Raw genomic sequence first — 24,039 nt, 5'->3', positions numbered from 1 at the left:
GTGTATGCGGGGCCGAGAGTGGTGGACCGACGCACGAGCCGCGTCGATGTTCAGATGAACACCACCCGGATGGCCCCAAGGGCCCGAGAAAGGGGCAAGAGCGGCGAAAGTCACAGTGGACGGGATCGGTGCGGAGGATCTGCGTCCGGTTCGACTGCTGTGTGCGGGGCGGGAGTTGGGGTGGATCCAGGTCACCGATCGATATCGATCGGTGTGTATAGTCGGGCGCCAGAAGTCCCCTACGTCAAGGAAAGACGAGGTCGCGCGGTGAAGAAGCTTCTCCTGGTCGCACTGGCCGCCATCGGCGGGCTCCTCGTGTACCGCCAGATCCAGGCGGATCGCGCCGAGCAGGATCTGTGGACGGAGGCGACTGACTCCGTGCCCACGGGTTCGTGAGTATCGACAGCAGTCACTTCACAGGCCCCGGTCGCTCTTGCGGCCGGGGCTTTGTGCTGCTCGGGGGCTGATTCTTCGCGTACGTAAATTGCTCGCTTGCGTGAGCGAATTCCTGTGGCGGTGCGGTGGCGCGGTTGCGTCGGTGGCGGGTTCGCGGTGGTGTTCGCGCGGTGCCGGGCGGGCAGGACGGTCGGGACGGGTGGGACGTCTGAGTTCGCGACGAGGGGTGGCGCGTGATGGGGCGGCGGCTGGGTGGGGGCCGGGGAGCGCTGAGACGGGGCCGTGGCAGGGCAGTGCCGGCCGTGGTCGTGGTGGCCGCGCTGTGCGCCGTGGCGGCGCTTCCAGGGCAGGCCGGGGCTGCGGGGGCGCCCGGTCCGTATGCCTTCGCCGAGGGCGCCGAGACGGTCGACGGCACGACGAGCAACGTCGAGGGGCATCGGCTCAGCCCCGGGAAGACGTACAAAAGCTCTCTCCCGCGCGTGGGGCAACGTTTCTACCGCCTGGAGCTCACGGCGAAGGAGAGCGCGTACGTCTCGGTGACCGCCGTCCCGAAGCCTGGCACCAAGGTGTCCTATGCCGACGGGGTCGAGGTGTCCGTGCAGGACGCGGACGGCAACAACTGCAGTCCCCTGGAGGCGCAGGAGGCGCGGTACGGCTCTTCGGAGAGTCCTCGTCCCATCACGGCCACGGCGGCACGCAGGGTCGGTCCCGACGAGAAGAGCTGTGAGGGAGCCGGTACCTACTACGTGGCCGTCGAGCGGATCGGTGAGTCGGCGGCCGCCCGGGAGGACTGGGACCTGGAACTTCACGTGGCGTCAGAACCCGCGCTGCGGGCGGGGGGTGGGACGGCACCGCCGAAGTCGTGGGACTCGTCGACTCCTGTGCCGCCGTCCGGCGAGCGGAAGCCACGTGAGGGCGGCACGAGCTTCAACCGGGCGCGAGGGCTGGAGAGCGGGGTCTGGGGGGCCGAGATCGAGCCCGGGGAGACGCTCTTCTACCGCGTGCCGGTGGACTGGGGACAGCGGCTCTCGGTCGCCGCCGAGCTCGGCAGTTCGAGCGTCGGCGGTGAGCGGGGCGGCCCGGGGCGCGGGAGCGCGCGCGGCACGGGGTATGTCTCGTCCGCGTTGATCGTGTCGCTGTTCAACCCCGTGCGCGCGCACGTCGACGACGCGGATACGGCGTACGACGGCAAGCAGAAGTCGGCGGCGATGGATCCGCTGCCGCCTGTCGCGTACGAGAATCGCTTCGCCCTCACCGACGAGATGGCCGCGATGCGGTTCGCCGGCTGGTACTACCTGTCGGTCCACCTCAGCTCGGAAGTCGCCGAGAAGCTCGGCGAGGGGACGCTGGAGCTGACGCTGCGGGTGGACGTCGAGGGGGCGCCGAAGCCGGGTCCCGCGTACGCGGGATCGCCTCGGCCCGCCGATGAGTTCGGCGTCACGGAGCGGGACGCGGCGGCCGCGAAGCGAGGAGATACGCCCGCCGGGGGCGGTGCGGGTGGCGTCGACGAGGCGATGGTGATGCTTGCCGCCGGTGGGATCGGGGCCGGTGTGGTGCTGCTGGGGACCCTCGGCGTGTGGACGCTGGTCGCGCGGCGGAGAGCGGCTGCCGCGGCTTCGGCTTCGGCGGCCGTCGTGTCTGGGCCCGCGGCCGCGCATGCGCCTGCGGAGTTCGGGCCGCCGCGGGGCTGGTGAGGGGGCTGTGAGGGCGGGCTGACCGGGGCCCGGCCGTGTGGGTGTGGGTGTCGGCTGTCAGATCCGGGTCAGGGCCCAGGTGCCGATCGCGAGGCAGACCAACGCGATGAGCAGCATCGGGACCGCGACCTTCGCGGGCGGTCCGGGGCGCCGTGGCGAGGCGGGGAAGGCCGTGGCGTGGGGCTGGGGAACTGTGGGGTTCTGAGGTGGAACCTGAGCGGCTTGAGCGGTGTATGGATAAGTAGGAGCGTGGCTGCGGTGCACCGCGGACGTCACGGCTTGTGCGGGGTCGGGAGCGGGTGCCTGCAGGGGCATCGGAGTGGGTGTGGGGGGAGTGGACGGCTGAGGCGGCTGCAGGGGCGGAGGCAGGGGGAAGCTGCCCGTCTCCGAAGCGACGTACGGGAGGGGACCGGATGGTGTGGGAGTGGATGTCGGAGTGGGAGTGGGGGTGGACGTCGGTGTGGGAGTCGGAGTCGGAGTCCATAGCGAGGGGGCGGCGGGGGGCTGCGGCCTGGCGGTAGGGCGCATGTGACCCGAGGTCGGGCCCGGCCTCGGTGCGGATGTGAGAGGGCCGTCGGGGCCGAATCCGGTGGGCAGCGGGGCGAGTTGGTCGAAGATCTCGATGAGCTCGTCGTCGGGACCCGGCTCGGGAAGCATCTCGGCAGCCGAGGCCAGCGCCTTGCGCGCGCCCGTGGCGGTGCGGAAGCGCGTCTGGGGGTCCGGCTGGAGGAGGGTGGCGAGCACCTGCCAGAGGGGCTCGGGCATGCCTCGTGGGGCGCGTGGCGTGCCGTGCTCGGCGAAGTGTTCGATCAGCGCCCTGGCGTCGGGCTTGGCGCCCTCCAGGAGATACAGGGCGACCAGGCCGACGGCGAAGAGGTCGGCGGTGAAGTCCGGCTCGGCGCCCAGCATTTGTTCGGGGGCGAAGTAGCCGGGCGTGCCCACCACGTAGTCGGTCTCGGTCAGCCGGGGCTCGCCCTTGCGCATCGAGATGCCGAAGTCCGACAGGCGCAGATGAGGGCGCCCGGCGCCGGTGGCTTCCAACAGGATGTTGCCCGGCTTGATGTCGCGGTGGACGACGCCTTCGGCGTGGACGGCCGCGAGGCCGGAGAGCAGCTGGTCGAGGAGGGTGCAGACGAAGCGGGGCGGCAGCGGGCCGTAGTCCCCGATCACATGAGCTAGCGAGCCGCCGCCGACCAGGTCCATGGTGAACAGGACCTTGTCGTCGTCGGCGGCCCAGCTGGCGGGCGCGAGCACATGGGGGTGGTCGATCCGTAAGGCCTGTTCCCGTACGAACCTCAACAGGGCGTGTGCGTCGCTCTGTTGGAGGACCTTGGCGGCCACATAGCGGTGGCGGCGGTGGTCCCAGGCACGCCAGACCGCTCCGACTCCCCCGTGTCCGATCGGGTCGACCAGTTCGTACCGACCGGCGAAGACCTCACCCATGGTCGCGCTCCGCTCCCCTTCCGGGCCGCGTGGCGGCCCGGTCGACGGCTCAGGCTCAGCTCTGGTGCGCCTCGTAGTGGGCGACCGCGTCCGCGGTGCGCCCGGCGCCGTACACCCGGAGGAACTCTGCCAGTTCCGGATGGGTGGGGGCGAGGGAGTCGGCGGCATCGATGATGTCGCCGGCCGCCGCGACGGAGCGCAGCAGCGACTGGATCTCACGCACCACGCGCTTGACCGTGGGCGCGCCCGAACTGGTCGCCGTCTGTGAGGTGTTGGTGAGGACGGAGCCGCCCTGGGACTTCTTGATCTCGTCCATGCGGTCGGTGGCCTCGGCGGCGCTCACGCTGCCGTCCGCGACCTGGCCGGCCAGTTCCTGGAGGAGCTGGACGCGCTGGACGACCGCGGGGTTGCCGATCTTGGCACGCTGACCGCTCATCAGCTGGGACAGCATGGGCGCGGACAGGCCGAGGACCCCGGCGAGGCGCGCCTGGTTCAGGCCCAGATCATCGATGAGGCGACGGAAGAGCGCCCCCAGCGGCTCCCCGTACCAGTTCCGCTGGAGCTCCCGTGCTCTCGCGGTGGTGTCTTGTTGTGCGGCGTCCATTGCGTCTCCCCATCGCTTCCCCTAAGACCGTGGTTCGCTGCCGCGAACCACGTCGAGCATCTTACGGAGAGTGGTCGTGCACCGGGACCCCCAATCCTTTTGCGAGATCCGGGGGGTGACCCGGTACTCTGGTCTGCGATGCACGCCGGGACGTGATTCTTCCGGTCCGACGTATCACTCACGGGGCCTTAGCTCAGTTGGTAGAGCGCTGTCTTTGCATGGCAGATGTCAGGGGTTCGACTCCCCTAGGCTCCACATCCCGAGAGCCCCTCCGACCTGCGGAAACGCAGTCGGAGGGGCTCTCTGCGGTTATGACGTCAGCGGTCACCTACTGCGTCATTTCGTCGACGGGGTGCTCGTCGACGTCGGCGAGGGACAACTCGGGAAACTGAGTCTCGACGGTGCCCCTGAAGCGTTGCGCCCACACGGGATTCACGGTGGTGAGGAGCTGGAGCTGCTTGGCGACCCAGCCGATGCGCGAGTCCCGCGCCGTGGTGTTCGGGCCGGTGCGGACCATGCTCTCTCTGAGGGCGCCGACCTCACCGCCACCCACCTTTCAAGGTGCCCGTGCGCTGCGCGCTCAGCTTCGCGCCGTCCTGAGGAAGTCAAGGCGGGCGTCGGTTGGGCTCCATAGTGAGAAACCCCCTCTGGCCTGGGGAAACAGGTCAGAGGGGGTTTTCTTGTTTCACGTGAAACGGAGCCGGGGCCCCGGTGGGGTCAGCCCCGTTCGTCGCGGTCCGCCGCCTCGGCCTCGGCCTGCTTGGCCTGGACCTCGGGGTCGAGGGAGGCCTGGCCGCTGCCGTCGACGGAGGTCAGCGGCGCGCGGTCCGGGACCTCCGTGGCCGCGGGCGGCTCGACCAGCCAGTCGGGGTTGGCCTGCTTGTCCCACCACTTCCAGGCGGCGACGGCCCCTCCCGCGAGGATGCCGACCACGGCGAGCCTCTTGGCGAGGCGACCTGCCCTGGCGCGGCGCTTGTGCTTGCGGGCCAGGCGCTGGATCTCCTTCGGCGAGACCTGACCGCGCAGCGCGGCGAGGGCCGCCGTGCCACGGGACGCGGCCTCCTCGCGGACCGGCTGAGCGACGGCGACCGCGTGCTCGATGCGGGGCTTGGAGTAGTCGGCGGCCTGGCGGGCAGCCTTGCGGGTGCGGGCGGCGGCCTCGTGCGCGGCGTGGTCGACCTTCGGCGGTACGTGCGTACGCGCCTGCTCGACGCGCGGGGCGACATGCGCGCCGTACTGGACGCGTGCTTGCTCGGCGGCCTGATGCGCGGCCTGTGACACCTTGGGGGCCAGCCGTGTGCGCACCTCGTGCGCATAGTGGGCGGCCTGGTCCTTGGCCGTGCCGGCATAGGGGGCCACCGCCTCCGCGGCGTGCCGGACGCTGTCCTTCGCCGAGCCGGTCGCGGCGCGCACGCTGTCGATGCGGGTCACGGGATCCTCCTCCTCGGTGGCGTATAGGTATGTCACCTTTCCACCCTTTCAGGGATCATGCCTTCCGGATCGCTCCGAGGCATGCGAGGGCGGGCATCCGGGTCACGAGAAATACGGACTCCGGCCGATCTGTGATCAAGGCAATTCTCCGCTCAGCCCGATCGATCGGTTGCTTCCGTTCAATTCGATCGAATCGGTGCAAGAAGCGCTCTTGGCCGACAATGCCACGGATCCCCGCGGCGCGCGCCCACTCGGTGGCTACTCGTCCCAATCCGGTCCGTGCGAGGATCGGGGTGTCACAGAAGACAACGGAAGGCAGATCGTGGCTGAGCAGCTTTACGCCACCCTGAAGACCAACCAGGGCGACATCGAGGTCCGGCTTCTGCCGAACCACGCGCCCAAGACGGTCAAGAACTTTGTGGAGCTCGCCCAGGGCGAGCGCGAGTGGGTGCACCCGCAGACCGGCAAGAAGACGACGGACCGGCTCTACGACGGCACGGTCTTCCACCGGGTGATCAGCGGCTTCATGATCCAGGGCGGTGACCCGCTGGGCAACGGCACGGGCGGCCCGGGCTACGAGTTCGAGGACGAGTTCCACCCGGACCTCGCCTTCGACAAGCCGTACCTGCTGGCGATGGCCAACGCCGGTCCGGGCACCAACGGCTCGCAGTTCTTCGTGACTGTGTCGCCGACCGCGTGGCTGACGCGCAAGCACACGATCTTCGGCGAGGTCACCAACGACGCCAGCAAGAAGGTCGTGGACGCCATCGCGACCACGCAGACCAACCCGCGCACCGACCGCCCGGTCAACGACGTGGTCATCGAGTCCGTGGTCATCGAGACCCGCGACGCCTGACCTGCGCGTATACGCGAGGGAACCAAACCGCCCCGCCCGTCCGTAAGGAAGGGCGGGGCGGTGCGTTGCCACGTGTGCCGTCACAGTGCCTTCGTACGGAGATTGAGGGGACCCCATGGACCAGGCGCCAGGCAGCCCGCAGGAGCCGCAGGGGGCGTCGGGCCTGCCCGGCTGCTACCGGCATCCGGACCGTGAGACCGGTATCACCTGCACGCGCTGTGAGCGGCCCATCTGCCCCGAGTGCATGATCAGTGCCTCGGTCGGCTTCCAGTGCCCCGAGTGCGTCCGGGGCGGCTCGGGAACCGGCCACGCGCCGGCGGCCAACCAGCCGCGCACGGTCGCGGGCGGCGCGATCACCGCCGACCCGAGGCTGGTCACCAAGATCCTGGTCGGGCTGAACCTCGTCCTGTTCATGGTGCAGCAGGCGGTCGGCGATCGCTTCACCGATCAGTACGACCTGCTCGGGCGGGCCATCGTGCCGGAGCTCGGCTCGATCGAGGGAGTCGCCGAGGGGCAGTGGTACCGCCTGGTGACGGCGATGTTCCTGCACAGCAGCATCATGCACATCGCCCTGAACATGCTCAGCCTGTGGTGGATCGGCGGCCCGCTCGAAGCGGCGCTCGGCCGCGCCCGCTTCCTCGCGCTGTACATGGCGTCGGGTCTCGCGGGCAGCGCGCTGACCTATCTCCTCGAAGAGCCGTACAGGCCCTCGCTCGGGGCGTCCGGTGCCATCTTCGGTCTGTTCGGCGCGACCGCCATCCTGATGCGGCGGCTGAACTACGACATGCGGCCGGTGATCGCGCTCCTGGCGATCAACCTGGTCATCACGGCCTTCTGGCCCGGCATCGCCTGGCAGGCCCACATCGGCGGCCTGGTCGGCGGCGTCATCGTCGGCTACGCGATGGTGCACGCGCCCCGCGAGCGGCGGAACCTCATCCAGTACGGCAGCTGTGCACTGGTGCTCGTCGCGGCTGTGGTCATGGTCGTCATCAGGACCGGGCAGCTCACCTGACGTGCTCGCGTTGTCCACAGCGTGTGCCGGATCTTGTGCATGCTGTGGGGAACAACCGTGCCCCTTGTCGCTGACCTGGGTTTCCCCAGGAAGGACAAGGGGCGCGGGGCGAACAGAGATCCGGTGGGCCAGTCACACCGGCGTCAACCGTCTGAGAGTTATCCACAGATCTTCAGACCTTTTCCCCATGTGGATAGCGCTGTGGATAACTCAGGGCAAGGCTTGTGCGTGGAGCGCCTGTGCTCTACGCCGTGGGGCCTACTTCCACTGCGTGGAGACGCCGAATCCCGCCGCGATGAAGCCGAAGCCGACCACGATGTTCCAGTTGCCCAACGGGTCGATCGGCAGCTTTCCGTCCGTGACGTAGAAGACGACGATCCAGGCGAGGCCGATGATGAACATCGCCAGCATCACCGGCGCCACCCAGCTGCGGCTGGTCAGCTTGATGTTCGTCGCCTTCTTCGCGGGCGGCGGCGTGTAGTCGTCTGCCTTCTTGCGGATACGTGACTTCGGCACGAGGGTCTCTCCTGTCGATGCGCTGCGTGGCCGCGCAGGTAACTGTGGTCTGGCGCCGGGCGGGACGCTACGGGGAGCTGAGGCCTCCCCCGGGCGTCCGTTAGCGTAGTGCTTCCGCGGCGCTGAAGGAGATAAGGGTACGTTGAGCAATTCTGCCGACTCCCACAAAGGTGCCGGTCGTCGCCCCCGATGGCGTCCGGTTCGGGTGCTTACGGGTGCCGTTTTCGCACTCGCCGGGCTGATCTTCTTCACCAGCTTCAACACGGCCAAAGGCACCAACATCCGTACCGATGCCTCCCTGTTGAAACTCTCCGATCTCATTCAGGAGCGCAGCCACAAGAACGGCGAGCTCGACGAGTCCAACGGATCGTTGCGGGACGACGTCGAATCACTCGCTCAGCGTGACAACGGCAGCACCAAGGCCGACGACGCGCGGCTCAAGGCCCTGGAAGAGAACGCCGGCACCAAGAAGCTCCGCGGCAAGGCGGTCACGGTCACCCTCGCGGACGCCCCGCCCAACGCCACCGCCAAGCTGCCCGGCTACCCCGAGCCCCAGCCCAACGACCTGGTCATCCACCAGCAGGACCTCCAGGCCGTGGTCAACGCCCTCTGGCAGGGCGGCGCCGAGGGCATCAAGGTCATGGACCAGCGCCTGATCTCCACGAGCGCCGTGCGCTGCGTCGGCAACACCCTGATCCTCCAGGGCCGCGTCTACTCCCCGCCGTACAAGGTGACCGCGGTCGGTGACCCCGACAAGCTCAAGAACGCCCTCGCCGCGTCCCCCGAGATCCAGAACTACATGCTGTACGTCAACGCGTACGGCCTGGGCTGGAAAGTGGACGACGACGGGGCGGTGACTCTTCCCGGCTACTCCGGCACAGTGGATCTCCACTACGCGAAGTCCATGGAGTAGCACCCAGGGAGGGGTCGTCCTGTGTCGGTGCGTGTGCTCGTCAGGACGTTCAGCGAACTGTGCATCACCGTCGGCACGTTGATCGTGCTGTTCGTGGTGTACGTCCTGTTCTGGACCGGCGTGAAGGCCGACAACGCCATGGACGGCGAGATCGACAAGCTGCAGGACCAGTGGGCGCAGGGCTCCGTGCCCACGGGCACGGGCGGCGGCGGTGGTGGCGACGCCGTCGACAGCGCCCCGAAGAAGCCCGCCGCCTATGAGGACGGCAAGCCCTTCGCCGTCATGTACATCCCGCGGTTCGGTTTCACGTGGAACAAGCCCGTGCTCCAGGGCACCGGCACCGACGTACTCAAGAAGGGGCTCGGCCACTACGCCTCCACCGCCCGGCTCGGGCAGAAGGGCAACTTCTCCGTGGCGGGCCACCGGCGCACCTACGGCGACCCCTTCAAGGACTTCCCCGAGCTCCGCCCCGGCGACGCCGTCGTCCTGACCGACGGCACGACCTGGTTCACGTACCGCATCGACAAGAAGCCGTACAAGACGCTCCCCGGCGACATCGGTGTCATTGATCCGGTCCCGCGCAAATCCGGTTATGACGGCCCGGGACGTTACCTCACCCTTACGACCTGTGAACCAGAGTGGGGCCACAGTCACCGGCTGATCGTCTGGGCACATCTGGATGCCACCCAGCCTGTGGAGGCCGGGAAACCGGAGGCACTGCGCCGTTAGTCTGGTGCCGTACGGCGAGGGAGGCCTTGGTCGTACGCGACGGAAGGGACGGCATGTACGGCTGGATCTGGCGGCATCTGCCGGGAAACGCATGGGTGAGGGCGCTGATTTCGCTGCTGCTCGTCCTCGCGGTGGTGTACGTGCTCTTCCAGTACGTCTTCCCGTGGGCCGAGCCGCTGCTGCCCTTCAACGACGTGACCGTGGACGGCCAGTGAGCACCGCCGGCGGCCGCAGCCGCATCCTGGTCGTGGACAACTACGACAGCTTTGTCTTCAACCTCGTCCAGTACCTGTACCAGCTGGGCGCCGAGTGCGAGGTCCTGCGCAACGACGAGGTCGAGCTGAGGCACGCGCAGGACGGCTTCGACGGCGTCCTGCTCTCGCCGGGCCCCGGCACCCCGGAGCAGGCGGGCGTCTGCGTCGAAATGGTGCGGCACTGCGCCGCCACCGGGGTGCCCGTCTTCGGCGTCTGCCTCGGCATGCAGTCGATGGCGGTGGCGTACGGCGGCGTGGTGGACCGCGCCCCCGAGCTCCTGCACGGCAAGACCTCGCTCGTGCGCCACGAGGGCAAGGGCGTCTTCGCGGGGCTGCCGTCGCCGTTCACCGCGACCCGCTACCACTCGCTGGCCGCCGAGCCCGCCACCGTCCCGGCGGAGCTCCAGGTCACCGCGCGCACGGAGGACGGCATCATCATGGGCCTGCGCCACCGCGAACTGCCGGTCGAGGGCGTGCAGTTCCACCCCGAGTCGGTGCTGACCGAGCACGGCCACCTCATGCTCGCCAACTGGCTCGTGGAGTGCGGCGACACCGGTGCCGTGGAGCGATCGAGCGGGCTCGCCCCGGTGGTGGGCAGGGCCACGGCGTGACCGCCCTGCGCCCCGAGCGCGACTCCTCCGGAGCCCCGTACGACGCGAGTGACGCGCAGGGGGGCGCGGGTGGCGTCGTTTCCGGGGACGGCGGGGCGGCGGAGGGCGGTGGGTTGGACGGCGGTGCGTTGGAGTCGGCCGTCGATCATCTGGCCGACCCGCTGACCGATCCTCTGCCGGGGCAGCACCCCTCTCCGTGGTTCCGCAGCGGGCCCGCCGCGGAGCCGAAGCCGGAGCCCCAGGAACAGGAGTGGTACGACCCCGAGGGGTACGCCCGGGACTGGTACGGGGAGCAGGCACAGCCGCAGCCGCAGCCGCAGGAGACGGCGGAGACGGCCGAGCCCACGTACGAGCAGCTGTACGGCGCGTACGCCCCGGAGCGCCCCTCAGCCGCGTACGAGCCGATACCCGACGACGAGACGGTGGCGCTGCGGACCGAGGACACCCGCCGAATAGCCGAGCCGGAGCCCGAGCGGCCCACGGAGGGCCGGGCTGCTCGCCGCAAGGCCGCCAAGAAGGGCGGCACCCGCTCCGGCGGCACACGCCCCGCGCCGCCCTCGCAGGGCGCCCCTCTCTCCCGCCTGGAGGCCCGCCGTGCGGAGCGCGCCCGCAGGCCGTCGCCGGGCGCGGTCATCAGCCGGGGGCTCGGCGAAGTCTTCATCACCGTCGGCGTCCTGATGCTTCTGTTCGTCACGTACCAGCTGTGGTGGACGAACATCCGGGCCCAGCAGCAGGCGGACGGCGCCGCCCACGACCTCCAGGAGAGCTGGGCGAAGGGCAAGGGCAAACCCGGGGCCTTCGAGCCCGGCCAGGGCTTCGCGCTGCTGCACATTCCGCGCCTCGACGTCGTCGTGCCGGTCGCCGAGGGCATCGACAAGCAGAAGGTCCTCGACCGCGGCATGGTCGGCCACTACAACGAGGGCGCCACCAAGACCGCGATGCCGGAAGCCAAGCAGGGCAACTTCGCGGTCGCGGGCCACCGCAACACCCATGGCGAACCGTTCCGCTACATCAACCGTCTGGAGCCGGGCGACCCGATCGTCGTAGAGACGCAGGACAAGTACTTCGTCTACAAGATGGCGAGCATCCTGCCGCAGACCAGCCCCGGCAACATCGGTGTGATCAGCCCTGTTCCGCCCGGATCCGGCTTCACGAAACCCGGCCGGTACATCACACTGACCACTTGCACCCCGGAATTCACGAGTAAGTATCGAATGATCGTCTGGGGCAAGATGGTCGAGGAACGGCCGCGCAGCAAGGGAAAGCCGAGCGCGCTCGTCAACTAGCAGTGTGAGAACGGGGCAGATCCAGTGGCAGCCACGACCGACCACGACGAGAAGAAGGCCGAGGCGCCCGTGCCCGCGCCACGGCAGCGGGGCCGCGGCCCCATCGCCACGGCGGTCAGCGTCTTCGGTGAACTCCTCATCACCGCGGGCCTGGTGCTCGGCCTGTTCGTTGTCTACTCGCTCTGGTGGACCAACGTCATAGCGGACCGCGAGGCCCACAAGCAGGGCGACCGGGTGCGCGACCGCTGGGCCGGCGGCCCCGGCAGCATCGACACCAAGGACGGCATCGGCTTCCTGCACGTCCCCGCGATGGGCAACGGCGAGATCCTGGTCAAGCAGGGCACGACCAGCAAGATCCTCAACGACGGCGTCGCCGGCTACTACAAGGACCCGATCAAGTCGGCCCTTCCCCAGGACAAGGAGGGCAACTTCACGCTGGCCGCGCACCGTGACGGGCACGGCGCGAAGTTCCACAAGATCGACAAGATCAAGAAGGGCGACGCGATCGTCTACGAGTCCCGGGACAAGTGGTACGTCTACAAGGTGTACGCGACGCTGCCCGAGACCTCGAAGTACAACGTGCGGGTCCTGGACCCCGTCCCGAAGGAATCGGGCAAGAAGAAGCCGGGCCGCTACATCACGCTGACGACCTGCACGCCGGTCTACACGTCCAACTACCGCTACATCGTCTGGGGCGAGCTGGAGCGGATCGAGAAGGTCGACAACAAGCGGACGCCTCCGGCGGAGTTGGAGTAGCGCGTACGCGTGTGACGAGAACGCGGGAGAGCCCCGGTACCGCTCAGCGGTACCGGGGCTCTCTCACGTTCGGGGTGTGGGGTCAGTCGTGGCGACCCCAGCCGCCGGCGCCCTCGATGAAGCCGCCTCCGCCGCCGTCGTCACCGCCGTTTCCGCCGTTGTCGTTGCCGCTGCCGCCCGCGGTGGTCAGGTTGACCGCCGTGCCCGGGGCCGCCTTCTCGCCGGCGTTGGGCGTGGACAGGACCACGAGGGCGTCGTCGTCCTGCGGGCCCGTGATGGTGCCGACCGTCAGACCGGCGTCCTCGATGGCCTTGCGGGCGTCCTTCAGCTTCTGACCCGTCAGCGGTGGGACCGTGGCCTCTTCGGCCTTCTTGGCGACCTGGACGGTGACGGTGGAGCCGGGGTCGGCCGGGGTGCCGGCGGCGGGCGTGGTCTTGATGACCTTGCCTTCCTCGACGTCCTCGCTGGCTACGTCCGAGCGTGCGGGAGTGAAGCCGTTGTCCGTGATCCGCTTCGCGGCGGCTTCATAGTCGAGGCCGGTGACGTCGGGGACCAGTTCCTGCTTCTTCTCCTTGGCGACGGTGAGCGTGATGGTCTCGCTCTTCTCCGCCTTGGTGTCGCCCTCCGGGTCCTGGCCGATGACCTTGCCGGGGGTCCGGTCGGACTCCTGCGTCTCCTGCTCGATGTTGCTGAAGCCCTTGTCCTCGAGCATCTTCTTGGCTTCTTCGAAGCTCAGGCCCTGTACATCAGGGACCATGATCTTCGGAGAGCCGGTCGACACCGTCACCGAAATGGTGTCGCCCTTCTTCACCTCGGTGTTGGCCCCGGGGTCCTGGGCGCAGATCTCACCCTTCGGGTACTTCTCACACGGCTCGCGCTTGCCGATCTCCAGCTTCAGGCCGACGTTCTCCGCCGACTTCTGGGCTTCCTTGTACGTCTCGCCCACGAAGTTCGGCGCCTTCGTCGTGTTGTCGCCGCCGCCCCCGCTGAACGCCCACTTCCCGATGAGGATCGCGCCCACCAGGACCAGGACGCCCGCGAGGACGAGCAGCCACGTCGACGTGTTGCTCTTCTTCTGGCGGCGGCCGCGGCCCTCGTCGTAGCCGTAGCCGTCGTCCGGGTTGACCGGCGGCATCATCGACGTCTGGCCGCCGCCGTTCTGCGGGCGCAGCATCGCCGTCTGCTGGTCGGCCCCATAGCCGTCGGTCCCGCCGTAGCCGACCGCGCCCATGGCGGCGGTGGCGGCGACCGGCTGGCCGTCGAGGCAGGCCTCGATGTCGGCCCGCATCTCGTCGGCCGACTGGTAGCGGTAGTCCGGGTCCTTGGTGAGGGCCTTCAGGACGATGGCGTCCATCTCGGGCGTGATCTCGCCGTCGAAGACGCTCGGGGCCTGCGGCTCTTCCCGTACGTGCTGATAGGCGACCGCGACCGGGGAGTCCCCGACGAACGGCGGCCGGACCGTGAGCAGCTCGTACAGCAGACAGCCGGTGGAGTAGAGGTCCGAACGGGCGTCGACCTGCTCGCCCTTGGCCTGCTCCGGCGAGAGGTACTGCGCCGTGCCGATCACCGCGGCCGTCTGCGTCATCGTCATGCCGGACTCGCCCATCGCACGGGCGATGCCGAAGTCCATGACCTTGACCTGGCCGTTGCGCGTCAGCATGACGTTCGCCGGCTTGATGTCGCGGTGGACGATGCCGTTGCGGTGCGAGTACTCCAGGGCCTGGAGGATGCCGATCGTCATCTCCATGGCCCGCTCCGGCAGCAGCTTGCGGCCGGAGTGCAGCAGCTCACGCAGCGTGGAGCCGTCGACGTACTCCATCACGATGTACGGGATGGAGACCCCGTCGACGTAGTCCTCGCCGGTGTCGTAGACCGCGACGATCGCCGGGTGGTTGAGCGAGGCGGCCGACTGGGCCTCACGGCGGAACCGGGCCTGGAAGGACGGATCACGAGCGAGGTCCACCCGCAGCGTCTTCACCGCCACGGTGCGACCGAGCCGGGTGTCGTGCGCGAGGTACACCTCGGCCATGCCACCACGGCCGAGCACCTGGCCCAGCTCGTACCGGCCGCCGAGGCGACGCGGCTCTTCCATAGCTAATCCAGCCCTCTCCGTCGGTCCCGACCGCACCGTTGTGTGGTCCGGCGGTGTGCTGTCCGGGCATACCGTACCCGGCTCGACTTGCGTGACCCGGACGCGACCGTCACCCGATACCGGACCGGTACCGCAACGTGCACCGATGTGGAGGGAGCGTGATGGGGGTCACTTCTTGCTTTCGATGACTGCCTTCATCACGTTCTTGGCGATGGGCGCGGCGAGTCCGCCACCGGAGATGTCACCCCGGTCGGCGTCGCTGTCCTCGACGACCACGGCGACGGCGACCGGCGAACCGGAGTCCGTCTTGGCGTACGAGATGAACCACGCGTACGGGTTCTTGCTGTTGGCGACGCCGTGCTGAGCCGTACCCGTCTTTCCACCGACGGTGACGCCGGGGATCTTGGCGTTGGTTCCGGTGCCGTTGTTGACGACCGTCTCCATCATTTCCTGGAGCTTCTGGGCGTTCTCCTTCGAGAGGGGCTCGCTCATCTCCTTGGGCGAGTGCTTTTCGATGACGTCGAGGTTGCGCGCCTGCAGCTCGCTCACCATGTACGGCTCCATGAGCGTGCCGTCGTTGGCGATCGCGGAGGCGACCATGGCCATCTGCAGCGGCGTCGTGGCCGTCTCGAACTGGCCGATGGAGGACAGCGCGGTCTGCGGCTTGTCCATGTCCTCGGGGAAGTTGGAGGCGTTGGAGCGGACGGGGACGAACTGCTCGGAGTTGAAGCCGAACTTCTTCGCCGTCTCCAGCATCTTGTCCTTGCCGAGATCGGAGCCGATCTTGCCGAAGACGGTGTTGCAGGAGATCCGCAGCGCCTCACGCAGCGAGACGTTCTTGCAGGGGATGTTGTTCTCGTTCTTCAGCGGGGTCCGCGTGGTCGGCAGCGTCCACGGAAGCGGGGACTCCGTCTTCTCGTCGATGCTGTCGTAGAGGCCGTGCTCCAGGGCCGCCGCCGCCGTGACCACCTTGAAGGTGGAGCCGGGCGGGTAGGTCTCGCGCAGCGCGCGGTTGACCAGCGGCTTGTCCTTGTTCTTGTCCAGGTCGAGGAACTGCTGGGCTTCCTTGTCGGTGTTGCCCGCGAAGGTCCCCGGGTCGTACGACGGAGTGGAGGCCAGCGCGAGGATCGCGCCGGTCGACGGGTCGATCGCGGCGACGGCGCCCTTGCCCTTGCTCTTCAGGCCGTCGTACGCGGCCTTCTGCGCGGCGGAGTTGAGGGTCGTGACGACATTGCCGCCCTCCTTCTTCTCGCCGGTCAGCATGTCGAGGGTGCGGCGGAAGAAGAGCCGGTCGTCGTTGCCGGTGAGGATGCCGTCGTCGATGCTCTCCAGCTGGCTGGCGCCGATGCGCTGCGAGGAGTAACCGGTGACGGGGGCCCACATCTCCCCGTTCTTCCACGTGCGCTTGTACTTCAGGTCGCTGCCCGGGGTCGCCTTCGAGCCGGTGATGGGCTTGCCGTCGACGATGATGTCGCCGCGCGGCTGGGAGTAGCGCTCGATGGTGACGCGGCGGTTCTTCTCGTGCTTCGCGAGGGTGTCGGCCTGGACGTACTGGAGCCAGTTGTCCCGGGCGAGCAGGGCGAGGACGAGCAGCCCGCAGAAGATCGCGATCCGGCGCAGGGGCTTGTTCACGGTCGGACCACCTGGGTCATTTCGGCGTCGGGGTTCGGTGCGGGGGACGGTGCGGGGCGGCGCGCGGTGTCGCTGATCCGGATCAGGATGCCGACCAGGGCCCAGTTGGCGATGACGGAGGAACCGCCGTACGCCAGGAAGGGCATGGTCATACCCGTGAGCGGGATCAGGCCCATGACGCCGCCGGCGACGACGAAGACCTGGATGGCGAAGGCTCCGGAGAGGCCGATCGCGAGGAGCTTGCCGAACGGGTCGCGGGCGGCGAGCGCCGTGCGGACGCCGCGCTCCACGATCAGGCCGTAGATGAGCAGGATCGCCATGACGCCGGCCAGGCCGAGCTCCTCGCCGAAGGTGGCGAGGATGAAGTCGGAGTTGGCGGCGAAGCCGATGAGGTCGGAGTTGCCCTGGCCGAGGCCGGTGCCGAGGACGCCGCCGGAGCCGAACGCCATCAGGGACTGGGCGATCTGATCGGTCTGGGCGAGGGTCTCCGGGGCGAACGGGTTCAGCCAGGCGTCCACACGCTGCTGCACGTGGGGCTCGAACGAGGCCACGCCGACCGCACCGACGGCGGACATCAGCAGACCGAAGACGATCCAGCTGGTGCGCTCCGTGGCGACGTACAGCATCACGACGAACATGCCGAAGAACAGCAGCGACGTACCGAGGTCGGTCTCGAAGACCAGGATCAGGATCGAGATCGCCCAGACGACGATGATCGGGCCGAGGTCACGGCCGCGCGGCAGGTAGAGCCCCATGAAGCGGCGGCTGGCCAGGGCGAGCGCGTCCCGCTTCACCATCAGATATCCGGCGAAGAAGATCGCGATGACGATCTTCGCGAACTCACCGGGCTGGATGGAGAAACCGCCGACCCGGATCCAGATCTTGGCGCCGAACACGTTCATGCCGAGGCCCGGCACGAGCGGAAGGAGCAGCAGGACGATCGCGCCGACCATGGAGATGTACGTGTAGCGCTGCAGGACGCGGTGGTCCTTGAGCAGGAGCAGCACGCCGACGAACAGGGCGACGCCGATCGCGGAGTACATCAGCTGGTTCGGCGCCGAGGGGCTGAACGCGCCGAACTGCGCCTCGGCGCGCTGCTGGAGCTTCTCCGACTGGTCGAGCCGCCAGACGACGACCAGACCGAGGCCGTTGAGCAGCGTCGCCAGCGGAAGCAGCAGCGGGTCGGCGTACGGCGCGAACTTGCGTACGACGATGTGGCCGACGCCGGCCAGCATGCCGAGGCCCAGGCCGTAGCCGAGCATGCCCGTGGGCAGCTCACCGGTGAGGGCGAGCCCCACGTTCATGTAGGCGAACAGCGGGATGACGACCGCGAAAGCGAGCAGCGCGAGCTCGGTGTTGCGCCGGCTGGGCGCACCGATCGCGCCGATCGTCGACGTGTGTGTAGTACTGCTCATGGCGTGCAAAGGCCCCCAACGGCTGCTTACTGCTTACCGCACAGCGGGACCAGCTTCTGCTCATCCTCGGAGAGGCTGGGGCCGGGTGTGGGAGTCGGCTTCTCGGACTTGTTCTTGTCGTTCGGGTTGTTCTTGTCGTTCGCGTCGCCCTTGTCGGTCGGCGACGTCGACGAGGTCGGGTCCGGGGCCTTGCGGAGGCCGGTGGTGCCGCCCGCCTCGCCCTCGCCGGTCCTGGCGTTGTTCTCGCGCTCGACCGCGCGGCGCTCGGCGTCCTTCTTGCAGGCGGAGGCCTGCCGGCCCAGCTCCTCGATCTTGCTCTGGGCCGCGTCGAGGTCGCCCTCGGGGATGGTGCCCTCGACCTGCTTGCGCTGGTACGGCGGCAGGTACTTGAGTTCGATCTCGGGGTGGTCCTTCTCGACCTTCGACAGACTGACCCAGGCCAGGTCCTGGTCGATGCCGCGGTAGAGGGCGACGTGCTCGTCCTTGGTGCCCACGTAGTACTGGGTCTGGGTCCAGCGGTAGCCGCCGTAGAGACCGCCGCCGATGACGGCGAGCGCGAGTACCCCGTACAGGGATCTCTTGAGCCACTTGCGGCCGCCGCGGGGCTTGATGAAGTCCTCGTCGTCGTACGCCCCGAAGCCGCCCTCGGGGACGTACCCCGTGGTGTCGCCGCTGCCGGGGGGGCCGAAGCCGCCGCCCTGTCCATGAGGGGTCTGCGGCGGCACCGGGCGGCCGAGGCCCGACGCGCGGCCCGCGGGCGTCTGCATGGCGCCGTCGTCCTGCGCCTGGAGCTGGTTCTCGGCGACCGCGCCGACCACCACGGGGGTGTCGGAGAGCTGGCCCGCGAGGGTGTCGCCGCTGTCGATGTCCAGGACGTCCGCGACGATCACGGTGATGTTGTCGGGGCCGCCGCCGCGCAGCGCGAGCTGGATCAGCTCCTGCACGGTCTCCTGCGGGCCCTGGTAGGAGGCGAGGGTGTCCTCCATGGTCTGGTGCGAGACGACTCCGGAGAGGCCGTCCGAGCAGATCAAGTACCGGTCGCCGGCGCGGACTTCGCGGATGGAGAGGTCCGGCTCGACGTGGTCGCCGCTGCCCAGCGCGCGCATGAGGAGGGACCTCTGCGGGTGGGTGGTGGCCTCTTCCTCGGTGATGCGGCCCTCGTCGACGAGGCGCTGCACCCAGGTGTGGTCCTGCGTGATCTGCGTGAGCACGCCGTCCCGCAGGAGGTAAGCGCGTGAGTCGCCGACATGGACGAGGCCGAGGCGCTGCCCCGTCCACAGGAGGGCGGTCAGGGTCGTGCCCATGCCCTCGAGCTGGGGGTCCTCCTCGACCATCAGGCGCAGCTGGTCGTTGGCCCGCTGCACGGCCGTGCCGAGCGAGGTGAGGATGTCCGAGCCCGGTACGTCGTCGTCGAGGGTGACGAGCGTCGAGATCACCTCGGAGCTGGCCACCTCGCCCGCGGCCTGGCCCCCCATGCCGTCGGCGATCGCGAGGAGACGCGGTCCGGCGTAACCGGAGTCCTCGTTCCCCTCCCGGATCATGCCTTTGTGCGATCCGGCGGCGAAACGCAAAGACAGACTCATGCGCACCTCGCCCGTCGGCTCCGGGTACATCCGCACGGTGCCCACCCTCCGGTCGGGAGCGCGCCGGCGTCCAGCCCCTGGACAGCCGCTCCGGCTCGCTCGCTCCGCTCGCTCATTGTCGTACTACTTCCGCAGCTCGATGACGGTCTTGCCGATGCGGATCGCCGTGCCCAGCGGAATGGGCGTCGGGGTGGTGAGTCGGGTCCGGTCGAGATACGTGCCGTTGGTGGACCCGAGATCCTCGACGATCCACTGGCCGTCACGGTCCGGGTAGATCCTGGCATGCCTGCTGGAGGCGTAGTCGTCGTCCAGCACGATCGTGGAGTCGTGCGCACGGCCCAGCGTGATGGTCTGGCCCTGCAGCGCGACCGTCGTCCCGGCGAGGATGCCCTCGGAGACGACCAGCTTGGTGGGGGCGCCGCGGCGCTGGCGGCCACCACCGCCCTGCTGCTGGCGCTGCTGCGGCGGTGCGGCCTGCTGCTGGCGGCCGGTCTGCTGCGGCCGCGCCTCACGGCGCGAACCACGCTGGGTGACGCGCGTACCGAACAGGTCGCTGCGGATGACCTGGACGGCCACGATCACGAACAGCCACAGAACGGCCAGGAAACCCAGCCGCATGACCGTCAGGGTCAGCTCTGACATTGCCCCCGCTTCACCCTTCGGCTTGCCGGTAAATGATGGTGGTGCTGCCCACGACGATCCGCGAGCCGTCGCGGAGCGTAGCGCGGGTGGTGTGCTGCCCGTCTACCACGATGCCGTTGGTAGACCCGAGATCCTGGATCGTCGAGGGCGTTCCGGTCCGGATCTCACAGTGCCGACGGGATACGCCGGGGTCGTCGATCCGCACATCGGCGTCGGTGCTGCGACCCAGCACCAGCGTCGGGCGGGAGATCTGATGGCGGTTGCCGTTGATCTCGATCCAGCGCCGCACCTGGGCGCCCGGAAGTGGTCCGGCACCGGGACCCGAGGGTCTGCTCGGAGCCGGGGACTGACCGCCCGGGTGGCCCGCGCCGCCGGGTGGCGGTGCGGCCGGCATGGGCGGTGCGCCCGCGCCGGGGGCGCCGGTGGGCGGGTAGCCGTAGCCACCGCCGCCGCCGCTCGCGCCGCGGCCGGGACCCGTCGGGCCGCTCGGGCCGGGGCCCGCCGGGGCGCGCTCGGGAGTCTGTGAGGTGCTGGAAGCGAGCGTGCGGCTGCGCACGCGGTACAGGCCGGTGTCGAGGTCCTCGGCCTTCTCCAGGTGGACCTTGATGGGGCCCATGAAGCTGTAGCGCTGCTGCTTCGCGTAGTCACGCACCATGCCGGAGAGCTCGTCGCCGAGCTGGCCCGAGTACGGGCTCAGCCGCTCGAAGTCGGGGGCGCTGAGCTCCACGATGAAGTCATTGGGGACGACGGTCCGCTCGCGGTTCCAGATCGTCGCGTTGTTGTCGCACTCCCGCTGGAGGGCGCCGGCGATCTCGACGGGCTGGACCTCGGACTTGAACACCTTGGCGAAGGTGCCGTTGACCAGACCTTCAAGTCGCTGCTCGAACTTCTTCAGGACTCCCATGGGGCACCTCCTCCGTCGTAGTCATCCTGGTACTGCTTACTGATCGTATCCACGCGCCGGGAAATCGGCTGGTTCCCCCTGTCCGCCCAGTCGACGAGTGTCGCCTCTCACAAGGCATGCCCGCACCAGGGTCCGCGGATCCTCCCAGGGCTCCCTGATGAAGCCCTGATCTCCGGCCCCGGAACCCTTCCGGGCAGCTGCTCGGGACGCCTGCTCGAGCCTCCTTTTACAAGGGATCGTAGAGGGGGCTCCAAGCCAGTGTCCCGCACCTGGCTGTGGACCCCGGTGAGCTCGGCCGGGGGCGGCGGTGGGTCCCGGCCGGTGCGGGGCCGGTCCCCTGGGCAGGTGCCCGCGCATACGGATGTGAATCCACCCTCTGCAGCGTGCTAATCTTCTGGATGTCGGCAGGCGCTCGCCCCAAACGGCGGGAAGCCCGAAGACAACACCCAATGCGCGGGTGGCGGAATAGGCAGACGCGCTGGATTCAGGTTCCAGTGCCCGCAAGGGCGTGGGGGTTCAACTCCCCCCTCGCGCACCAGAAGAACCGATGAACGGGTCTTCACCAGAGACGAGAGTCCTGGTGGGGCCCGTTTCTCGCGTTTCGGGCCGGTTTCGGCCGGAGAGCGCACACAGGGCCCCGACGGTGAGCTATCTCACGGTCGGGGCCCTGTCGCTGTGAGGGGGCGTCCACCGCCGGTGGAGCGTCCACCCCCGGCGGGGCATCCAGGATCGCGTTCCGGCCGAGACGTACGCAAGCGTTCAACCTTCCCGGGGAGTGGGCCTCGGTGGTCCGTGTTCCTGGGGCGTCCGTGTGGGGCGCGAGGGCGTTGACAGCGTCAGTTGGTCCGGTCCATTTTGGTCCAGACCACCGCCGGTTCCCCTGAGGAGACGTGGATGACAGAGGTGTCGACCCTGGTCAACTCCTGCCTGCTGCCTGCCTATGGGGGCGCGGAGCCGGCCGACTGGCTGAAACGGGAGTTGGACGACGGGCTCGCCGGCATCGTGCTGTTCGGCGCGAACCTCGGGCTGCTCGGCGGGCAGGTGCGCGAGCTGGTCACGCGGCCGCTGCGGGCGCACCGTCCGGACCTGATCATCGCCCTGGACGAGGAAGGCGGTGACATCACCAGGGCCGAGTACCACCGGGGCAGCAACTACCCGGGCAATCTCGCCCTGGGTGTGGTGGACGACCCGGAGCTGACCTCGCGGGTGGCGTCGGCCATCGCCGCCGATCTGATCGACGCGGGGATCTCGGTGAACCTCGCTCCCTGTGCGGAGGTCTGCCCGGGGCCGGAGCTTCCGGTGTTCGGCACCCGCTCGTTCCACTCCGATCCGGCGCGCGTGGCCGTGCACACCCGGGCCTTCGTCGAGGGGCTCCAGCGGCACGGGGTCGCCGCGACCGTCAAGCACTTCCCGGGGCTCGGGTCCACCACCGTCGACTCGCACTTCGAACTGCCCGCCGTGGACGCGTCCGAGGAGCGGTTCCGCGCCCGCGACCTCTCCCCGTTCGCGGCCGCGGTCCAGTCGGGAGCCAAGGCGGTGATGACCGGGCACGTCGTCGTCGGGGCGATCGACGGCACCCCCGCCACGTTCAGCAGGCGGTTCATGACCGACATCCTGCGCGGGGAGCTCGGGTTCGAGGGCGTGGTGATCAGCGACGCGCTCGACATGAAGGCCGCGCAGGCCGGGCTCGGCTTCGGCGGTGCGGCCGTGCGGGCGTGGGCCGCGGGCGTCGACCTGATGATCCTGGGGCCGGACGACGGGGAGGAGATCTGCGCCGAGATCCATGACAGCGTCCGCCGGGCCCTCGCCGACGGCACCCTCACGCTGTCCAGGCTGGAGGAGGCCGCCGAGCGGGTGGCGGGGCTGCGGGAGTGGACCGGGGCGCCCGACCGCCCCGCCGAGGACCTGAGCCCGGTCGGGCTCGTGGCCGCCCGGCGCGCCCTCGAGGTGCGGGGGCCACTGCCGGACCCCGGCGGGCGCTTCGTCGTCGAGCTGCGTCCGGAGCCGAACATCTCCTGCGGCACCGTGCCCTGGGGGCTGGCCGACGTGCTGGAGAGGCTCGGTGGTGCCGCCGGTTCGGTGGCGGTGGCCCCGGGTACCGCCACCGCGGACATCGCGGTGCCGGACGGCGTCCCGGTGGCCGTGGTGGTCAGGGCGGGGACCGACGACGCGTGGCAGGCACGGGCGCTGGCGGGGCTGCTCGCCGCGCGCCCCGACGCGGTCGTGGTCGACATGGGGTTCCGCGATGTGCCCGTGCCCGCGGGGACGGTCGTGCTGAAGACGTTCGGCGCGGGCCTCGTCAACGCGGTGGCGGCGGCCGAGGCGCTGTCCGGGCGGCGCACGGAGGGGGCGCCGCGGGACTGGCGGTGAGGGAGGGCGCCCTCATGCGTCGGACAGGCTCGGTGTGTTCTGCCGCCACGCCTCATGAGCGGTGCGCACGGTGGTCCACAGCCGTTCGCGGTCGGTGGTGTCGAGGTCGTCGAGAGGGAGGCCGAAGCGGGTGCTCAGGGTCTCGAACCACTCTGTGGCGGTGGTGAGTTCGCGCTGTTGCTCACCCGCGTCGGTGATGCGGGTGAGGACACAGCCGAGCAGCAGATCGGTGCCCGACGCGTCCCTGCGCTGGGCGCGGGCGAGCCGTACGAAGTCGGACTCCGGCGCGGTGGACAGATGGGCGTGCTGCTCCGCGAAGTCCTCGGGGCCCGCCGGCCGGGTGGAGATGTCGGCGCCCGCGAAGCCGCGCAGCGGGTGGTGGTCCAGGCGCCAGGCGTCCGGCTCGAACGGCGATGACGTCAACTCGTACGAGAACGGGCCCTGTTCGGTCCGTCCGGCGCGCAGCGGCAGCGGCTCGTGGAAGGCGAAGCCCAGGCCCACGTCGACCAGCCAGCGTCCCTCGGGCACGTGCGGGGCGGGGAGGCCGGTGACGGTCAGCGCCATGTGGTTGGCGTTGATGCCCGGAGGTACGGGCTCGTCGACCTTCTGTACGCCGACGCGGTGCATCTCCACCTGGTAGCCGAGCTCCTTGAGCAGCAGCCAGAACGCGCCGTTGAGGTGGAAGCAGTAGCCGCCCCTGCGCAGCCGCGCGATGCGGTCGAAGGACTGGTGCGGGTCGATGCCGGGCGCACGGCCGAGCTGAAAGTCCAGGGTTTCGTAGGGAATTCGCTCCACGTGGGCGCGGTGCAGTCGCAGCAGGTTCTCGTAAGTGGGCGATATCGGCCCGTGAACGCCGAGCCGGTCCAGGTATCCATTGACGCGGGATATTGGCATGGCCGG

23 protein-coding genes and 2 tRNA genes are annotated in these 24,039 nt (G+C 69.3%); 13 read left to right on the top strand and 12 right to left on the bottom strand.

Translation table 11 applies throughout. The features are described from left to right. Positions 1-267: 267 nt before the first annotated feature. On the top strand, positions 268-396 hold the full coding sequence (locus ACZ4D5_RS11145) for a DLW-39 family protein (protein ID WP_003999697.1): 129 nt from the start codon (positions 268-270) through the stop codon (positions 394-396). A gap of 293 nt (positions 397-689) precedes the next feature. Further along, positions 690-2,090, top strand: coding sequence for a hypothetical protein (locus ACZ4D5_RS11140; RefSeq protein ID WP_467772067.1), 1,401 nt, complete (start codon positions 690-692; stop codon positions 2,088-2,090). Positions 2,091-2,147: 57 nt separating this feature from the next. On the opposite strand, the gene ACZ4D5_RS11135 is transcribed toward ACZ4D5_RS11140, so the two are convergent. Together ACZ4D5_RS11135 and ACZ4D5_RS11130 are read right to left on the bottom strand one after the other, a co-directional pair. Continuing rightward, complete coding sequence (locus tag ACZ4D5_RS11135; protein ID WP_467772066.1) at positions 2,148-3,533, bottom strand: serine/threonine-protein kinase; 1,386 nt, start codon at positions 3,531-3,533, stop codon at positions 2,148-2,150. A 55-nt stretch (positions 3,534-3,588) separates the two neighbouring features. After that, on the bottom strand, positions 3,589-4,137 hold the full coding sequence (locus ACZ4D5_RS11130) for a helix-turn-helix domain-containing protein (protein WP_055563954.1): 549 nt from the start codon (positions 4,135-4,137) through the stop codon (positions 3,589-3,591). A 182-nt stretch (positions 4,138-4,319) separates the two neighbouring features. Here ACZ4D5_RS11130 and ACZ4D5_RS11125 point away from each other — a divergent pair. Then, a tRNA-Ala gene (locus tag ACZ4D5_RS11125) sits at positions 4,320-4,392 on the top strand. Positions 4,393-4,465: 73 nt separating this feature from the next. Here ACZ4D5_RS11125 and ACZ4D5_RS11120 read toward each other — a convergent pair. After that, positions 4,466-4,654, bottom strand: a complete 189-nt coding sequence (locus ACZ4D5_RS11120; RefSeq protein WP_467772065.1) for a hypothetical protein — start codon at positions 4,652-4,654, stop codon at positions 4,466-4,468. Positions 4,655-4,854: 200 nt separating this feature from the next. After that, positions 4,855-5,568: a DUF5324 family protein gene (locus tag ACZ4D5_RS11115; protein ID WP_467772267.1), complete on the bottom strand. Its 714-nt coding sequence runs from the start codon at positions 5,566-5,568 to the stop codon at positions 4,855-4,857. Positions 5,569-5,890: 322 nt separating this feature from the next. Between ACZ4D5_RS11115 and ACZ4D5_RS11110 the strand changes: the two genes are divergently transcribed. Both ACZ4D5_RS11110 and ACZ4D5_RS11105 read left to right on the top strand, forming a co-directional pair. Further along, a complete protein-coding gene (locus ACZ4D5_RS11110) occupies positions 5,891-6,424 on the top strand; it encodes a peptidylprolyl isomerase (RefSeq protein WP_467772064.1) in 534 nt (177 codons plus the stop codon). A gap of 115 nt (positions 6,425-6,539) precedes the next feature. Then, positions 6,540-7,436: a rhomboid family intramembrane serine protease gene (locus ACZ4D5_RS11105; protein ID WP_467772063.1), complete on the top strand. Its 897-nt coding sequence runs from the start codon at positions 6,540-6,542 to the stop codon at positions 7,434-7,436. 258 nt (positions 7,437-7,694) lie between these two features. Here the strand turns inward: ACZ4D5_RS11105 and crgA are convergent, their stop codons facing one another. Then, positions 7,695-7,952, bottom strand: coding sequence for a cell division protein CrgA (gene crgA, locus ACZ4D5_RS11100; protein ID WP_467772062.1), 258 nt, complete (start codon positions 7,950-7,952; stop codon positions 7,695-7,697). 142 nt (positions 7,953-8,094) lie between these two features. Here crgA and ACZ4D5_RS11095 point away from each other — a divergent pair, with 142 nt between their 5' ends. The 6 genes from ACZ4D5_RS11095 to ACZ4D5_RS11070 are packed head-to-tail and all read left to right on the top strand — an operon-like array spanning position 8,095 to position 12,501. Next, a complete protein-coding gene (locus ACZ4D5_RS11095) occupies positions 8,095-8,865 on the top strand; it encodes a DUF881 domain-containing protein (RefSeq protein ID WP_467772061.1) in 771 nt (256 codons plus the stop codon). Between the two features lie 27 nt (positions 8,866-8,892). Continuing rightward, complete coding sequence (locus ACZ4D5_RS11090; protein ID WP_467772266.1) at positions 8,893-9,594, top strand: class E sortase; 702 nt, start codon at positions 8,893-8,895, stop codon at positions 9,592-9,594. A gap of 26 nt (positions 9,595-9,620) precedes the next feature. Then, positions 9,621-9,809 (top strand): hypothetical protein, encoded by a 189-nt coding sequence (locus ACZ4D5_RS11085; RefSeq protein ID WP_467772281.1) that lies wholly within the window; start codon positions 9,621-9,623, stop codon positions 9,807-9,809. Continuing rightward, positions 9,806-10,459, top strand: a complete 654-nt coding sequence (locus ACZ4D5_RS11080) for an aminodeoxychorismate/anthranilate synthase component II (RefSeq protein ID WP_467772060.1) — start codon at positions 9,806-9,808, stop codon at positions 10,457-10,459. Before ACZ4D5_RS11085 ends, ACZ4D5_RS11080 begins: the two co-directional genes overlap by 4 nt. Next, positions 10,456-11,745, top strand: a complete 1,290-nt coding sequence (locus ACZ4D5_RS11075; protein ID WP_467772059.1) for a class E sortase — start codon at positions 10,456-10,458, stop codon at positions 11,743-11,745. The genes ACZ4D5_RS11080 and ACZ4D5_RS11075 overlap by 4 nt, the downstream gene beginning before the upstream one ends. Before the next feature lie 24 nt (positions 11,746-11,769). After that, on the top strand, positions 11,770-12,501 hold the full coding sequence (locus ACZ4D5_RS11070; RefSeq protein WP_467772058.1) for a class E sortase: 732 nt from the start codon (positions 11,770-11,772) through the stop codon (positions 12,499-12,501). A gap of 82 nt (positions 12,502-12,583) precedes the next feature. Here the strand turns inward: ACZ4D5_RS11070 and pknB are convergent, their stop codons facing one another. The 6 genes from pknB to ACZ4D5_RS11040 form a co-directional block, all read right to left on the bottom strand. Beyond that, positions 12,584-14,593, bottom strand: a complete 2,010-nt coding sequence (pknB, locus tag ACZ4D5_RS11065; RefSeq protein ID WP_467772057.1) for a Stk1 family PASTA domain-containing Ser/Thr kinase — start codon at positions 14,591-14,593, stop codon at positions 12,584-12,586. Between the two features lie 168 nt (positions 14,594-14,761). Further along, positions 14,762-16,225, bottom strand: a complete 1,464-nt coding sequence (locus tag ACZ4D5_RS11060) for a peptidoglycan D,D-transpeptidase FtsI family protein (RefSeq protein WP_467772056.1) — start codon at positions 16,223-16,225, stop codon at positions 14,762-14,764. Next, positions 16,222-17,640: an FtsW/RodA/SpoVE family cell cycle protein gene (locus ACZ4D5_RS11055; protein ID WP_467772055.1), complete on the bottom strand. Its 1,419-nt coding sequence runs from the start codon at positions 17,638-17,640 to the stop codon at positions 16,222-16,224. The genes ACZ4D5_RS11060 and ACZ4D5_RS11055 overlap by 4 nt, the downstream gene beginning before the upstream one ends. Positions 17,641-17,666: 26 nt before the next feature. After that, positions 17,667-19,223, bottom strand: a complete 1,557-nt coding sequence (locus tag ACZ4D5_RS11050; protein WP_467772054.1) for a Stp1/IreP family PP2C-type Ser/Thr phosphatase — start codon at positions 19,221-19,223, stop codon at positions 17,667-17,669. Positions 19,224-19,346: 123 nt separating this feature from the next. Then, complete coding sequence (locus ACZ4D5_RS11045; protein ID WP_467772053.1) at positions 19,347-19,865, bottom strand: FHA domain-containing protein FhaB/FipA; 519 nt, start codon at positions 19,863-19,865, stop codon at positions 19,347-19,349. 10 nt (positions 19,866-19,875) lie between these two features. Beyond that, positions 19,876-20,769 (bottom strand): FhaA domain-containing protein, encoded by an 894-nt coding sequence (locus tag ACZ4D5_RS11040; RefSeq protein ID WP_467772052.1) that lies wholly within the window; start codon positions 20,767-20,769, stop codon positions 19,876-19,878. A 451-nt stretch (positions 20,770-21,220) separates the two neighbouring features. Here ACZ4D5_RS11040 and ACZ4D5_RS11035 point away from each other — a divergent pair. Together ACZ4D5_RS11035 and ACZ4D5_RS11030 are read left to right on the top strand one after the other, a co-directional pair. Then, positions 21,221-21,307 (top strand) — tRNA-Leu (locus ACZ4D5_RS11035). Positions 21,308-21,663: 356 nt separating this feature from the next. Beyond that, a complete protein-coding gene (locus ACZ4D5_RS11030) occupies positions 21,664-23,139 on the top strand; it encodes a glycoside hydrolase family 3 protein (protein WP_467772051.1) in 1,476 nt (491 codons plus the stop codon). Between the two features lie 12 nt (positions 23,140-23,151). Here ACZ4D5_RS11030 and ACZ4D5_RS11025 read toward each other — a convergent pair whose 3' ends face one another. After that, positions 23,152-24,033, bottom strand: a complete 882-nt coding sequence (locus ACZ4D5_RS11025) for an arylamine N-acetyltransferase family protein (RefSeq protein WP_467772050.1) — start codon at positions 24,031-24,033, stop codon at positions 23,152-23,154. Positions 24,034-24,039 lie beyond the last annotated feature (6 nt).

It is taken from the genome of Streptomyces sp. NPDC025651 (assembly GCF_055558735.1).
This window is presented reverse-complemented; position numbering and strand designations above follow the sequence as displayed.

What these genes read in the sequence shown, in the direction of transcription:
- ACZ4D5_RS11030 (WP_467772051.1), top strand. Translation starts at nt 21,664, where the DNA reads ATGACAGAGGTGTCGACCCTGGTCAACTCCTGCCTGCTGCCTGCCTAT.
- ACZ4D5_RS11025 (WP_467772050.1), bottom strand. Translation starts at nt 24,033, where the DNA reads ATGCCAATATCCCGCGTCAATGGATACCTGGACCGGCTCGGCGTTCAC.
- ACZ4D5_RS11040 (WP_467772052.1), bottom strand. Translation starts at nt 20,769, where the DNA reads ATGGGAGTCCTGAAGAAGTTCGAGCAGCGACTTGAAGGTCTGGTCAAC.
- ACZ4D5_RS11130 (WP_055563954.1), bottom strand. Translation starts at nt 4,137, where the DNA reads ATGGACGCCGCACAACAAGACACCACCGCGAGAGCACGGGAGCTCCAG.
- pknB (WP_467772057.1), bottom strand. Translation starts at nt 14,593, where the DNA reads ATGGAAGAGCCGCGTCGCCTCGGCGGCCGGTACGAGCTGGGCCAGGTG.
- ACZ4D5_RS11050 (WP_467772054.1), bottom strand. Translation starts at nt 19,223, where the DNA reads ATGAGTCTGTCTTTGCGTTTCGCCGCCGGATCGCACAAAGGCATGATC.
- ACZ4D5_RS11105 (WP_467772063.1), top strand. Translation starts at nt 6,540, where the DNA reads ATGGACCAGGCGCCAGGCAGCCCGCAGGAGCCGCAGGGGGCGTCGGGC.
- ACZ4D5_RS11055 (WP_467772055.1), bottom strand. Translation starts at nt 17,640, where the DNA reads ATGAGCAGTACTACACACACGTCGACGATCGGCGCGATCGGTGCGCCC.
- ACZ4D5_RS11120 (WP_467772065.1), bottom strand. Translation starts at nt 4,654, where the DNA reads ATGGTCCGCACCGGCCCGAACACCACGGCGCGGGACTCGCGCATCGGC.
- ACZ4D5_RS11045 (WP_467772053.1), bottom strand. Translation starts at nt 19,865, where the DNA reads ATGTCAGAGCTGACCCTGACGGTCATGCGGCTGGGTTTCCTGGCCGTT.
- ACZ4D5_RS11135 (WP_467772066.1), bottom strand. Translation starts at nt 3,533, where the DNA reads ATGGGTGAGGTCTTCGCCGGTCGGTACGAACTGGTCGACCCGATCGGA.